This window comes from Oricola sp. (assembly GCF_965230365.1).
Lineage (GTDB): Bacteria > Pseudomonadota > Alphaproteobacteria > Rhizobiales > Rhizobiaceae > Oricola.
Window position 1 is genome coordinate 1,996,718 of record NZ_OZ246003.1, and the last position, 12,503, is coordinate 2,009,220.

The 12,503-nt window shown below is 61.8% G+C and carries 12 protein-coding genes; all 12 read left to right on the plus strand.

Annotated elements, in window-relative coordinates; translation table 11 throughout:
- Position 1 precedes the first annotated feature (1 nt).
- Complete coding sequence (nuoH, locus tag ACO06R_RS09590) at positions 2 to 1,036, plus strand: NADH-quinone oxidoreductase subunit NuoH (protein WP_421858996.1); 1,035 nt, start codon at positions 2 to 4, stop codon at positions 1,034 to 1,036.
- Between the two features lie 19 nt (positions 1,037 to 1,055).
- The gene (gene nuoI, locus ACO06R_RS09595) at positions 1,056 to 1,547 is read left to right on the plus strand and encodes an NADH-quinone oxidoreductase subunit NuoI (RefSeq protein ID WP_421858998.1); all 492 of its coding nucleotides are present in this window, start codon (positions 1,056 to 1,058) and stop codon (positions 1,545 to 1,547) included.
- An 86-nt stretch (positions 1,548 to 1,633) separates the two neighbouring features.
- Positions 1,634 to 2,257 (plus strand): NADH-quinone oxidoreductase subunit J, encoded by a 624-nt coding sequence (locus tag ACO06R_RS09600; RefSeq protein WP_421859001.1) that lies wholly within the window; start codon positions 1,634 to 1,636, stop codon positions 2,255 to 2,257.
- A 5-nt stretch (positions 2,258 to 2,262) separates the two neighbouring features.
- Positions 2,263 to 2,571, plus strand: coding sequence for an NADH-quinone oxidoreductase subunit NuoK (gene nuoK / locus ACO06R_RS09605; protein ID WP_421859003.1), 309 nt, complete (start codon positions 2,263 to 2,265; stop codon positions 2,569 to 2,571).
- A gap of 7 nt (positions 2,572 to 2,578) precedes the next feature.
- On the plus strand, positions 2,579 to 4,615 hold the full coding sequence (gene nuoL / locus ACO06R_RS09610; protein ID WP_421859005.1) for an NADH-quinone oxidoreductase subunit L: 2,037 nt from the start codon (positions 2,579 to 2,581) through the stop codon (positions 4,613 to 4,615).
- Positions 4,615 to 6,135 carry an NADH-quinone oxidoreductase subunit M gene (locus ACO06R_RS09615; protein WP_421859007.1) on the plus strand — a complete coding sequence of 507 codons (1,521 nt, stop codon included), beginning with the start codon at positions 4,615 to 4,617 and terminating at the stop codon, positions 6,133 to 6,135. The genes nuoL and ACO06R_RS09615 overlap by 1 nt, the downstream gene beginning before the upstream one ends.
- Positions 6,136 to 6,153: 18 nt before the next feature.
- Positions 6,154 to 7,599 carry an NADH-quinone oxidoreductase subunit NuoN gene (gene nuoN, locus ACO06R_RS09620; protein WP_421859009.1) on the plus strand — a complete coding sequence of 482 codons (1,446 nt, stop codon included), beginning with the start codon at positions 6,154 to 6,156 and terminating at the stop codon, positions 7,597 to 7,599.
- 5 nt (positions 7,600 to 7,604) lie between these two features.
- Positions 7,605 to 8,414 (plus strand): biotin--[acetyl-CoA-carboxylase] ligase, encoded by an 810-nt coding sequence (locus ACO06R_RS09625; protein ID WP_421859011.1) that lies wholly within the window; start codon positions 7,605 to 7,607, stop codon positions 8,412 to 8,414.
- Complete coding sequence (locus tag ACO06R_RS09630; protein WP_421859013.1) at positions 8,411 to 10,081, plus strand: ribonuclease J; 1,671 nt, start codon at positions 8,411 to 8,413, stop codon at positions 10,079 to 10,081. The genes ACO06R_RS09625 and ACO06R_RS09630 overlap by 4 nt, the downstream gene beginning before the upstream one ends.
- Before the next feature lie 40 nt (positions 10,082 to 10,121).
- On the plus strand, positions 10,122 to 10,526 hold the full coding sequence (gene mce / locus ACO06R_RS09635) for a methylmalonyl-CoA epimerase (protein ID WP_421859016.1): 405 nt from the start codon (positions 10,122 to 10,124) through the stop codon (positions 10,524 to 10,526).
- 2 nt (positions 10,527 to 10,528) lie between these two features.
- On the plus strand, positions 10,529 to 10,798 hold the full coding sequence (locus tag ACO06R_RS09640) for a DUF1467 family protein (protein ID WP_421859018.1): 270 nt from the start codon (positions 10,529 to 10,531) through the stop codon (positions 10,796 to 10,798).
- Positions 10,799 to 11,174: 376 nt separating this feature from the next.
- Positions 11,175 to 12,503, plus strand: coding sequence for a proline--tRNA ligase (proS, locus tag ACO06R_RS09645; RefSeq protein ID WP_421859021.1), 1,329 nt, complete (start codon positions 11,175 to 11,177; stop codon positions 12,501 to 12,503).

Consider the following 12,503-nt stretch of genomic DNA (forward strand, 5'->3'; position numbering starts at 1 on the left):
GATGATTGATACCTACGTCATTCCCGGGCTCATCATCGTCCTGCAGTCGCTGGTGCTGCTGGTCGCGCTGTTGGTGTTCACGGCGTTCATTCTTTATGCCGACCGCAAGATCTGGGCGGCTGTCCAGTCGCGGCGCGGCCCCAACGTGGTCGGTCCGTGGGGGCTTTTGCAGTCCTTTGCCGACCTTTTGAAATTCGTCTTCAAGGAACCGGTCATCCCGGCTGGCGCAAACAAGGGCGTGTTCCTGCTCGCACCGTTCATCTCGGCCGTGCTGGCGCTTGCCGCATGGGCGGTGATCCCGGTCAATGAAGGCTGGGCGATTGCCTCGCTGAATGTCGGCATTCTCTACGTCTTCGCGATCTCGTCGCTCGAGGTCTACGGCGTGATCATGGCCGGTTGGGCATCCAACTCGAAATATCCGCTGCTTGGCGCGCTGCGGTCGGCCGCGCAGATGGTTTCCTACGAGGTGTCGATCGGTTTCGTCATCGTCACCGTGCTCTTGTGCGTCGGGTCGCTCAACCTGACCGACATCGTGCTGGCGCAGCGCGAAGGCATCGGCACGCATTTCGGCCTGCCGAACTCGTTCCTCGACTGGCATTGGCTTGGCCTGCTTCCGATGTTCGTGATTTTCTTCATCTCGGCGCTCGCCGAGACCAACCGCCCGCCCTTCGATCTGGTGGAGGCGGAATCCGAGCTCGTCGCCGGTCACATGATCGAGTACTCGTCGACGCCGTACATGCTGTTCATGCTGGGTGAGTACATCGCCATCCTGTTGATGTGCGCCCTGATGACGATCCTGTTCCTCGGCGGTTGGCTGCCGCCGTTCGACTTCGCACCGTTTACATGGCTGCCGGGCGTGTTCTGGTTTGTCCTCAAGCTGTCGCTTTGCTTCTTCATGTTCGCGATGGTCAAAGCATTCGTGCCGCGCTACCGCTACGACCAGCTGATGCGGCTTGGCTGGAAGGTGTTCCTGCCGCTGTCGCTGTTCATGGTCGTCGCAACGGCAGCGTTTTTGAAACTGACCGGCTGGGCCTGATCCGGGGAGGCATGTTGAAATGACCACGATCGCACAAGCCGCCAAGTCGCTGTTGCTGGTAGAGTTCATCGGCGCGTTTTTCCTGACGATGCGGCGCTTCTTCCAGCCCAAGTTCACGATCAACTATCCCTTCGAGAAGGGACCGATCAGCCCGCGTTTTCGCGGCGAGCATGCGCTGCGCCGTTATCCGAACGGCGAAGAGCGCTGCATTGCCTGCAAGCTGTGCGAGGCGATCTGCCCGGCACAGGCAATCACCATCGAGGCCGGCCCGCGCCGCAATGACGGCACGCGGCGCACCGTGCGCTACGACATCGACATGGTGAAATGCATCTATTGCGGTTTCTGCCAGGAAGCCTGCCCGGTCGACGCGATCGTCGAGGGACCGAATTTCGAGTTCGCTACGGAAACCCGTGAGGAACTCTACTACGACAAAAACAAGCTTCTGGAGAACGGCGACCGTTGGGAGCGCGAGATTGCACGCAATATCGCGCTGGATTCGCCGTACCGCTAGAGGTGCACTGCAACAGCATCCCTGGAGGATGCGGACCGGACGCGGTGCAACGCCGCGGCGGTGACAAGGAGATCGGGGAAGCGATCATGATAACGGGTCTAGGGGCGGCGTTCTTTTACCTCTTCGCCTTCGTCGCCGTTGCGAGTGCCTTCATGGTGATCGCCGCGCGCAATCCGGTGCATTCGGTGCTCTATCTCATCCTGACGTTTTTCAACGCCGCGGCGCTGTTCGTGCTCACCGGCGCGGAATTCCTCGGCATGATCCTGCTCGTCGTCTATATCGGCGCGGTCGCGGTCCTGTTCCTGTTCGTGGTCATGATGCTCGATATCGACTTCGCGTCGATGAAGCGCGGCGCACTTGAATATGCGCCCATCGGCGCGATCGTCGGCGTGGTGCTGGCCGGCGAGTTGCTGATCGTGCTGGCCGGATCGGCATTCACCATCGAACGGCCGGCGGAAACCGCGTTGCCGACCCCGGACCCGGCGGTGCGCCACAACACGGCGGCGCTGGGCGACATTCTTTATACGGACTACATCTTCTTCTTCCAGATTGCCGGCATCGTGCTGCTGGTCGCCATGATTGGCGCCATCGTGCTGACACTGCGCCCTCAGCGCCCCCATGTGAAGCGCCAGGAAGTCGGCGCCCAGGTCGCGCGGACGCCGGAAACCGCGATCGAAGTGGTCGATGTCGAGACAGGCAAAGGGATCTGACCGCGATGACGATTACTATCTCGCACTACCTGACCGTCAGCGCGCTGCTGTTCGTCATCGGCGTGTTCGGGATCTTCCTGAACCGCAAGAATGTCATCGTCATCCTGATGTCGGTCGAACTGATCCTGCTGTCGGTCAACCTGAACTTCGTGGCCTTCTCCGCCCATCTGCAGGACCTCGTCGGCCAGGTGTTCGCGTTTTTCGTGCTGACCGTCGCCGCCGCGGAGGCGGCCATCGGTCTGGCCATCCTCGTCGTCTTCTATCGCAACCGCGGGTCGATCGCGGTCGAAGACGTCAACATGATGAAGGGCTGATCGCGCCATGTATCACGCCATAGTCTTCTTGCCGCTGATCGGGGCGCTGCTGGCCGGATTGTTCGGACGCTCGCTTGGCGCCAAGGCCTGCGAATACATCACCTCCGGCCTGATGGTCATCGCGGCGGTGCTGTCGTGGATCGCGTTCCTGACCTTCGCCTTCTCCTCGCGCGATCCGTTCACCGTGGAGGTGGCGCGCTGGATTCAGACCGGCGGGCTCGATATCGGCTGGGCGTTCCGGATCGACACCCTGACCGTGGTCATGCTGGTGGTGGTCAACACCGTGTCGGCATTGGTGCACATCTATTCGATCGGCTACATGCACCACGATCCGGACCGGCCGCGCTTCTTCTCCTACCTCTCGCTGTTCACCTTTGCCATGCTGATGCTGGTGACGTCGAACAACCTGGTACAGATGTTCTTTGGCTGGGAGGGCGTCGGCCTGGCCTCCTATCTGCTGATCGGCTTCTGGTACAAGAAACCGTCGGCCAACTCTGCCGCGATGAAGGCGTTCATTGTCAACCGCGTCGGGGACTTCGGTTTCGCGCTCGGTATCTTCGGCGTGTTCGTACTGTTCGGCTCGGTGAGTTTCGACGTGATTTTCGCACAGGCCGGCGACATTGTCCCGGCAGTTGGTCATGGTGATGCGCATGGCGCCACCGCCGAACATGGCGAAGCGGTGATGAGCTTCCTCGGCTACCACCTGCAAATGGCCGATGCGCTGACGATCGTCTGCCTGCTGCTTTTCATGGGCGCGATGGGCAAGTCGGCACAGTTCCTGCTGCACACCTGGCTGCCGGACGCGATGGAAGGCCCGACACCGGTTTCCGCGCTGATCCACGCCGCGACCATGGTGACGGCCGGCGTTTTCATGGTCGCACGCATGTCGCCATTGTTCGAACTGAGCGTGACCGCGTTGACAGTGGTGACGGTCGTTGGCGCGATTACCGCCTTCTTCGCGGCAACGGTGGGCCTGGTGCAAAACGACATCAAGCGCGTGATTGCCTATTCGACCTGTTCGCAGCTTGGCTACATGTTCGTGGCGCTCGGCGTGGGCGCTTATGGCATGGGTATTTTCCACCTGTTCACGCACGCCTTCTTCAAGGCGCTCCTGTTCCTTGGCGCGGGCTCGGTGATCCATGCCGTCTCCGACGAGCAGGACATGCGCAAGATGGGCGGACTGCGCAAACACATACCGGCCACTTACTGGATGATGGTGATCGGGACACTGGCGCTGACCGGCGTCGGCATTCCGGGCACCTATATCGGCACCGCCGGGTTCTTCTCAAAGGACGCGATCATCGAGAGCGCCTTTGTGGGTCACAACGCCGCTGCCGGGTTCGCCTTCGGCATGCTGGTGATCGCCGCACTGTTCACCAGCTTCTATTCCTGGCGGCTGATCTTCATGACCTTCCACGGCAAGCCGCGCGCTTCCGTCGATGTCATGCACCACGTGCATGAATCGCCGCCGGTCATGCTGGTACCGCTCTACATCCTGGCTGCGGGCGCATTGCTGGCGGGCGTGCTGTTCTACTCGGCCTTTACCGGCCACGCCGACGGCGCGCCGCATCATGCCGGCTACTACAACGACTTCTGGCGCACCGCGCTTTACGCAGGACCGGGCAACCATATTCTGGATGAGTTCCATCACGTACCGACGCTGGTCAAATGGAGCCCGTTCATCGTCATGGCGCTTGGCTTGGTGACCGCCTGGTACATGTATATCCGCTCGCCGCAGACGCCGAAGGAACTGGCTGCCCAGCACGAGGGCCTCTACAAGTTCCTCCTGAACAAGTGGTACATCGACGAGCTTTACGACTTCCTGTTCGTCAAGCCGGCGATGCGGCTTGGCCGCTTCCTGTGGAAGCGCGGCGACGGCTGGCTGATCGACGGCTTCGGGCCTGACGGGATCGCGGCTCGCGTCCGTTTGGCGACGGCCCGCGTTGTCCAGCTGCAGACCGGATATCTCTATCATTACGCGTTCGCGATGCTGATCGGTGTCGCCGCGCTTGTTACGTGGATGATGCTCGGGGGCAGCGTCTGATGGCCGGTATGCCAATCCTTTCATTTGTTACGTTCCTGCCGCTCGTCGGCGTGCTGATCATCCTGTTCATCAACGATGACAGCGAGATCGCCAAACGCAACATCCGCATGGTGTCGCTGTTGACGACGGGCTTTACCTTCGTCATTTCGCTGCTGATCTGGATCGGGTTCGACACCAGCGATCCGGGTTTCCAGTTCGTCGAGAAGGCGCAGTGGCTGGATAGCGGAATCTCGTATCACATGGGCGTCGATGGCATCTCGATGCTGTTCGTCATCCTGACGACGTTCCTGATGCCGCTTTGCATCCTGGCGAGCTGGGACGCGATCCAGAACCGCGTCAAGGCCTACATGATCGCCTTCCTGGTGCTGGAAACGCTGATGATCGGCGTGTTCTGCGCACTGGATATCGTGCTGTTCTACGTGTTCTTCGAGGGCGGCCTGATCCCTATGTTCATCATCATCGGCGTGTGGGGCGGCAAGCGGCGGGTCTATGCGTCGTTCAAGTTCTTCCTCTACACGCTGCTCGGCTCGGTGCTGATGCTGCTGGCCATCATGGCGATGTACTGGAACGCGGGTACGACGAGCATCCCGGATCTCCTGGCACATGACTTCCCGGCCTCGATGCAGACTTGGCTGTGGCTGGCCTTCTTCGCCTCGTTCGCCGTCAAGATGCCGATGTGGCCGGTGCATACCTGGCTACCGGACGCACACGTCGAAGCGCCGACCGCCGGTTCGGTGATCTTGGCCGGCATCCTGCTAAAGCTCGGCGGCTACGGGCTGATCCGCTTCTCGCTGGCGATGTTCCCGATCGCCTCGGCGGAGTTCGCGAACCTTGTCTTCACGCTGTCGGTGATCGCCATCATCTACACCTCGCTTGTGGCGCTGATGCAGGAAGATATCAAGAAACTGATCGCTTATTCTTCGGTCGCGCATATGGGCTATGTGACCATGGGCATCTTCACGGCCAACCAGTATGGCGTCGATGGCGCGATCTTCCAGATGCTGTCGCACGGCCTGGTGTCGGGCGCGTTGTTCCTGTGTGTCGGCGTCATCTACGACCGCATGCACACGCGCCAGATTGACGCCTATGGCGGGTTGGTCAATATCATGCCGCGTTATGCCGTCGCCTTCATGGTGTTCACCATGGCCAATGTCGGCTTGCCGGGAACGTCCGGCTTCGTTGGCGAGTTCCTGACGCTGATCGGCATCTTCCAAGTCAATACGTGGATCGCGGTGTTCGCGACGACCGGTGTCATCCTGTCGGCCGGCTACGCTCTGTGGCTCTACCGCCGCGTGGTCTTCGGCGCACTGGACAAGGAAAGCCTGAAGCAGATGCTCGACCTGTCGACCCGCGAGAAGGCGATACTCTATCCGCTGATCGCGTTGACGATCTTCTTCGGCGTCTATCCGTCGCCGGTCTTCGATGTCACCGGCGCGTCAGTCGACGCGTTGCTGTCCGATTATTCCGCGGCTCTCGAGGCCGCCCGCGTGGCCGGCGATGTCGCGCTGACAACCCACTGATCCGGGAGCCGGAACATCATGTCTGCCGAACTCTTGAACCAAGGCCTGATACTGGCGACGCCCGAACTGATGCTGGCGGTCGGCGCGATGGTGCTTTTGATGATCGGCGTGTTTTCGCCGGCCGAACGCGCCAATGCGACCGTAACCGGACTTGCCGTCGCGCTGCTGATCGGCTCGCTTGGATGGATGCTGATGATCGGCGGACTGGGCGAAGCCTTCGGCGGCGCCTACATCCAGGACGGTTTCGCGGTGTTCATGAAGATGCTGACGCTTGGCGGCTCGATTATCGCGCTTGCGATGTCGGTAGGCTTCGCCCGCGACGAAAAGTTCGACCGGTTCGAATTCCCGATCCTGATCGTACTGTCGACGCTGGGCATGATGCTGATGGTTTCGGCCAACAACCTGCTGACGCTCTATCTCGGGCTCGAACTGCAGTCGCTGGCGCTCTATGTGGTCGCCGCGATCAACCGCGACAGCGTGCGCTCCACCGAGGCGGGTCTGAAATACTTCGTGCTCGGTGCGCTGTCGTCGGGCATGATGCTGTATGGCATTTCGCTGATCTACGGTTTTACCGGCCATATCGGCTTCGACCAGATCGCAGCTGCGCTGACCGGCGCGGACCGTTCGCTCGGCGTACTGTTCGGCCTCGTCTTCCTGATCGCCGGCCTGGCGTTCAAGATCTCGGCGGTGCCGTTCCACATGTGGACTCCAGACGTTTATGAAGGAGCGCCGACGCCGGTGACCGCGTTCTTCGCCGCGGCGCCGAAAATGGCGGCTATGGCGATGTTCGTGCGCGTCGTGATCGATGCCTTCGCGCCGGTTACCGCCGACTGGCAGCAGGTTGTGGTGTTTATCGCCATCGCTTCGATGTTGCTCGGCGCGTTCGCGGCAATCGGCCAGCGCAACATCAAGCGGCTGATGGCCTATTCCTCGATCGGCCATATGGGCTACGCGCTTGTCGGGCTTTCGGCGGGAACGCTTGTCGGCGTCAAGGGCGTCATCATCTACATGACGATCTACCTCGTCATGACGCTCGGAACCTTCGCGTTCATTCTTGCGATGCGCCGCAAGGATGAGGGGAACGTCGAAAATATCGACGATCTCGCCGGGTTGTCCGCGAACAATCCGGTGATGGCAACAGTGCTGACCATCCTGATGTTCTCGCTTGCCGGCATACCGCCGCTCGCCGGGTTCTGGGCGAAGTGGTACGTCTTCCTGGCGGCGATCGAAGCAGGGCTCTATCCGCTCGCGATCATCGGCGTGCTCGCCTCGGTGGTTGGTGCATTCTACTATCTGCGCATCATCAAGATCATGTGGTTCGACGAGCCTATCGGCGGGTTCCTGCCGCCGGCTGGCGAGTTGCGGCTGGTGATGGGGCTTTCCGGTCTGTTCGTACTCGGCTACGTCCTGATCGGCGGCCAGGTTGCCGCCTCGGCCGACGCGGCCGCGCGCGCACTCTTCTGACATCGGTGGCAGGCGCTCCAATCGACGGTCTTCCCGGGTGGCGACGCCTCGATCTGGCGTCCGTCGGTTCGACCAATAACGAGGCGCTGACGCTCGCCGAAGGCGGCGATGCCGGCCATCTGTGGGTGACGGCGGGCGAGCAATTGGGCGGCCGGGGACGGCGCGGCCGCGACTGGGCCTCGCCGCCCGGAAATCTCTATGCCTCCGCTTTGCTGATCGATTTGGCGCCTGTTGCGCGGCTGGCGACACTGCCGCTTGCCGTGGGCGTTGCAGTGCATGACGCGATTGCGGCCTGCGGCTTGCCGGGCGGGACGATGCTTCGGATCAAATGGCCGAACGACCTGCTGCTCAACGATGCAAAATGCTGTGGCATGCTGCTGGAGGCGCGCGGGCTGTCCAATGGCCGCCAGGCGGTCGTCATCGGGTGCGGCATCAACATTATCAGTCATCCCGATCCGGGCTTGTATCCGGCGACGGCGCTGAACCGGGCGGGTATAGCGGCGACGCCCGAAACGCTGTTCGCGCATCTGTCGCGCGCCATGGAAGAGGCGCTGACGGTCTGGGATGGGGGCCGAGGCATCGGCGCGATCCGGCAACGATGGCTCGCCGCCGCCCACGGCCTTGGGGCGCGGATCGCCGTCAACCTTGCCAGTTCGCGGATTGAAGGCATATTCGAGGGAATCGACGCAGACGGCGTATTGATGCTTCGCACCGATGATGGGGCTTTGCGGATGATCTCCGCGGGCGATCTCTTTTTCGGAAGCGCAATCAGCGGACCGCAGGCTCCGCAAGGCAGAGAACCGGAACACGGATGAATCAACTTGTGTTTGTACCGCTTGGCGGCGTCGGCGAAATCGGCATGAACCTCGCCATGTACGGTTTTGGCCCGCCGGACGACCGGCAATGGCTGGTCGTCGATTGCGGCGTGACATTTCCAGGACCGGACCTGCCGGGAGTGGACCTCGTGATGCCGGATATCCGCTTCCTGGACGCCGAACGCCATAACCTGGCGGGTATTGTCATCACGCACGCCCATGAAGACCATTACGGTGCCGTGCTGGCGCTTTATCCGCGCATTGCTCCAGATGGCGACGTGCCGATCTATGCGACCGATTTCACCGCCGGGCTGCTGGACGCCAAGGCCGAGGCGGAGCCGCAGTACGACAAGATCGAGACCGTCCGGTTCTCGGTTGGCGACACGCTGACGGTCGGGCCATTTTCCATCGATGTGGTGGCGGTTACCCATTCGATCCCCGAACCGGTGTCGCTGGCGATTACCACGCCGCTGGGCACGGTGCTGCACACCGGCGACTGGAAGGACGACGACGCGCCGGCTATCGGGCCGAAGACCGACCGCAACCGGTTTGAGGAAATCGGCGAGGCGGGTGTTCTGGCGCTCGTGTGTGACTCGACCAATGCAATGCGCGAGGGCGTGTCGCCGTCCGAGCAGGACGTCGCCAAGGGATTGAGCGAAGTCATCGCGGCAGCGGAAGGGCGTGTCGCGGTCACCACGTTCTCGTCGAATGTCGGGCGTATTCGCTCAATCGCCGAGGCAGCGCGCGACTGCGGGCGCGAAGTGCTGCTGCTTGGCCGCTCGATCAAACGCGTGGTCGATGTGGCCAGCGAACTCGGCTACATGGAGGGACTGCCGCCATTTCTCCAGGAAGAGGATTTCGGCTACATCCCGCGCGACAAGGTGGTGATCATCTTGACCGGGTCGCAGGGTGAATCGCGCGCTGCGCTTGCCAAACTGTCCCGTGACGAAATGCGCGACGTCGCGCTGTCAGCCGGCGACACGGTGGTCTATTCGTCGCGCTCGATCCCCGGAAATGAACGCGCCATCCTGGAAACCAAGAACCGCCTGATCGACATGGGGGTTCATGTCGTCGAGGACGACGAGGCGCTGGTGCATGTCTCCGGCCATCCGCGTCGCACCGAGTTGCGGGCGATGTATGGCTGGACGAAACCGAAGATCGGCATTCCGGTCCATGGCGAGGCGGCGCATCTGAATGCGCATGCGGAGCTGATGCGCGAATGTGACATCCCCGATGTCCTGCCGGTGCGCAATGGCGATATCGTGCGGCTTGCGCCCGGCGCGCCCGAAATCGACGGCGACGCGCCGCATGGCGAAATCTACAAGGATGGACGGGTGATCGCGGATGCCGACGCCGTTGGGGTCACGGATCGCCGCCGGCTTTCGTTTGCCGGCCATGTGGCGGTCTCGGTGGTCCTCGACAGGCGGCACGAACTGGCGGCCGATCCTGAGCTGGTGGCCATCGGCGTACCGGAACTCGATTCCGATGGCGAGGATATCCAGGATCTAATGTATGACGCGGCCTGTCAGGCCGTGGACAGCATTCCGCGGGCACGCCGCCGCGATCTCGATCTGGTCGAACGCGCCGTGCATGGCGCAGTGCGCGCCGCCGCCCGTGACAGCTGGGGCAAAAAGCCGCTTGTCACGGTTCTGGTTTCCCGGGTCTAGCGCAGTACAAACTATCCGGGTACCGCTGCAGGAGGCAGACATGTTGGGAAGACTGAACCATGTGGCAATCGCCGTACCCGATATCGCGGCGGCATCGGAGCGTTACCGTACGGTGCTCGGCGCCACGGTGACCGCACCGGAGGCGTTGCCCGAACACGGCGTGACGGTGGTATTCGTGGAACTGGCAAACACCAAGACCGAACTGCTGGAACCGCTTGGCAAGGATTCGCCGATCGCGGCGTTCCTGGCCAAGAACCCGTCCGGGGGTATTCACCACATGTGCTATGAGGTCGAGGACATCATCGCATCGCGTGACGCGCTGCGGGCATCTGGTGCGCGCGTGCTGGGCGACGGCCAGCCGAGGATCGGCGCGCATGGCAAACCCGTCCTGTTCCTGCACCCGAAGGACTTCGACGGCACATTGATCGAACTGGAGCAAGCCTGATCATGGGTTGGGTATCGGCGTTTGCGATCTACTTCATCATTTGGTGGCTGGTACTGTTCATCACGCTTCCGTTTGGCGTGCGCAGCCAGGCCGAAGCCGAGGACGTGGCGCCCGGCACCGAGAGCGGAGCGCCGCAGAACCCGGCGTTGGGCCGAAAGCTGTTGGCGACAACGGTGATCTCGATTGTCGTGTTCGGAGTGTTTTATGCGGTTACCGTAGTGTTTGGCCTCAGCGTAGACGACCTGCCGCGTATTGTTCCGAGTTTTGACTGAGCTTTTCAAAAAGAAAGTGGCAGGGCGCGAACCCTGCCACTCGAATACGGCCTGATTTTCAATCATCGCCTTAGCAATGTCGCTGCCCGGTTACCGGGCGCGGAAAATCACATCCTCCCAAGACTTTGACCGTATTTGTCGGTTCGCACAGCTCCCACGGCACGGACCGGGTGATTACGTAGCAATGCTGAACGCACTTGTCACCGAAAAAATACAATGCTGCGATGTAGTTGCTCGCCTTATCGCCTGCCGCTGCGGGACATCGGGCATGCTTTCGCTTTCAAATGGCGATGCGGCGGTTTAAGAACGCTGCCGTCGCGCCGGAACAACGTTCCGATTCCCGGCGCCTTCCGAGTTTCAATCCGTGGATACCGACATGCGCTTGTCGCGATATTTCTTACCCCTGCTCAAGGAAAACCCCAAGGAAGCCGAGATCGTTTCGCACCGCCTGATGCTGCGTGCCGGGATGATCCGGCAACAGGCCGCCGGCATTTACTCGATGCTGCCGCTTGGCAAGCGCGTTCTTGACAAGGTGTGCGAGATCATCCGCGAAGAACAAAATCGCGCCGGCGCGATCGAAATCCTGATGCCCACGATCCAGCCCGCAGATTTGTGGATCGAAAGCGGCCGCTACAACGACTACGGACAGGAGATGCTGCGCATCCGCGACCGCCACGACCGGGCGGTGCTGTTCGGCCCGACCAATGAGGAGATGGTAACCGACATCTTCCGGTCCTATGTGAAGTCCTACAAGGACTTGCCGCTCAACCTTTACCACATCCAGTGGAAGTTCCGCGACGAGGTACGGCCGCGCTTCGGGGTGATGCGCGGGCGCGAGTTCCTGATGAAGGACGCTTATTCGTTCGATCTCGATTACGAAGGCGCGCGGATCGCCTACAACCGGATGTTCATTGCCTATCTGCGCACCTTCGAGCGCGTCGGCTTGAAATCGATCCCGATGCGCGCCGACACCGGACCGATCGGTGGCGACCTCTCGCACGAGTTCATCGTGCTGGCGGATACCGGCGAATCCGAAGTGTTCTGCGACAAGGCGTTTCTCGACATGTCGGTGCCGACCGAGGATGTCGACTTCGACGATGCGGCCGGGCTGGAGCAGACTGTCAAGGCATGGACGACGCCATACGCGGCCACCGACGAAATGCACGACGAGACGGCGTGGGCGGCCGTGCCGGAATCCGACCGGGTGTCGGCGCGTGGCATCGAGGTTGGCCACATCTTCCACTTCGGCACCAAATACTCCGAGCCGATGGGCGCGGCCGTGGCCGGTCCGGACGGTCAGCAGCACATGGTGTCGATGGGCTCCTACGGTATCGGACCGACCCGCCTTATCGCCGCCATTATCGAAGCGTCGCATGACGACAATGGAATCATCTGGCCGCAAAGCGTGGCGCCGTTCGGCGCTGCCATCATCAACATGAAGCCGGGCGACGCGAACTGCGACCAGTGGTCGAACGACGTCTACCGGCAGCTTGAGGCGGCCGGGCTCGATCCGCTGCTCGACGACACTGATCAACGGCCGGGCGCGAAGTTTGCCGCCATGGACCTGATCGGACTGCCGTGGCAGGTCGTGGTCGGCCCTCGGGGCGTTGCCGCCGGCGTTGTCGAGGTCAAAAACCGCAAGTCCGGCGAAAAGCAGGAGCTTTCCGTCGAGGCTGCGGTCAACCTGCTGGCAGGGAGCCGCTGA

What these genes read in the sequence shown, in the direction of transcription:
- nuoK (WP_421859003.1), top strand. Translation starts at nt 2,263, where the DNA reads ATGACGATTACTATCTCGCACTACCTGACCGTCAGCGCGCTGCTGTTC.
- ACO06R_RS09615 (WP_421859007.1), top strand. Translation starts at nt 4,615, where the DNA reads ATGGCCGGTATGCCAATCCTTTCATTTGTTACGTTCCTGCCGCTCGTC.
- nuoH (WP_421858996.1), top strand. Translation starts at nt 2, where the DNA reads ATGATTGATACCTACGTCATTCCCGGGCTCATCATCGTCCTGCAGTCG.
- nuoL (WP_421859005.1), top strand. Translation starts at nt 2,579, where the DNA reads ATGTATCACGCCATAGTCTTCTTGCCGCTGATCGGGGCGCTGCTGGCC.
- ACO06R_RS09630 (WP_421859013.1), top strand. Translation starts at nt 8,411, where the DNA reads ATGAATCAACTTGTGTTTGTACCGCTTGGCGGCGTCGGCGAAATCGGC.
- nuoN (WP_421859009.1), top strand. Translation starts at nt 6,154, where the DNA reads ATGTCTGCCGAACTCTTGAACCAAGGCCTGATACTGGCGACGCCCGAA.
- mce (WP_421859016.1), top strand. Translation starts at nt 10,122, where the DNA reads ATGTTGGGAAGACTGAACCATGTGGCAATCGCCGTACCCGATATCGCG.
- proS (WP_421859021.1), top strand. Translation starts at nt 11,175, where the DNA reads ATGCGCTTGTCGCGATATTTCTTACCCCTGCTCAAGGAAAACCCCAAG.
- ACO06R_RS09600 (WP_421859001.1), top strand. Translation starts at nt 1,634, where the DNA reads ATGATAACGGGTCTAGGGGCGGCGTTCTTTTACCTCTTCGCCTTCGTC.
- nuoI (WP_421858998.1), top strand. Translation starts at nt 1,056, where the DNA reads ATGACCACGATCGCACAAGCCGCCAAGTCGCTGTTGCTGGTAGAGTTC.
- ACO06R_RS09640 (WP_421859018.1), top strand. Translation starts at nt 10,529, where the DNA reads ATGGGTTGGGTATCGGCGTTTGCGATCTACTTCATCATTTGGTGGCTG.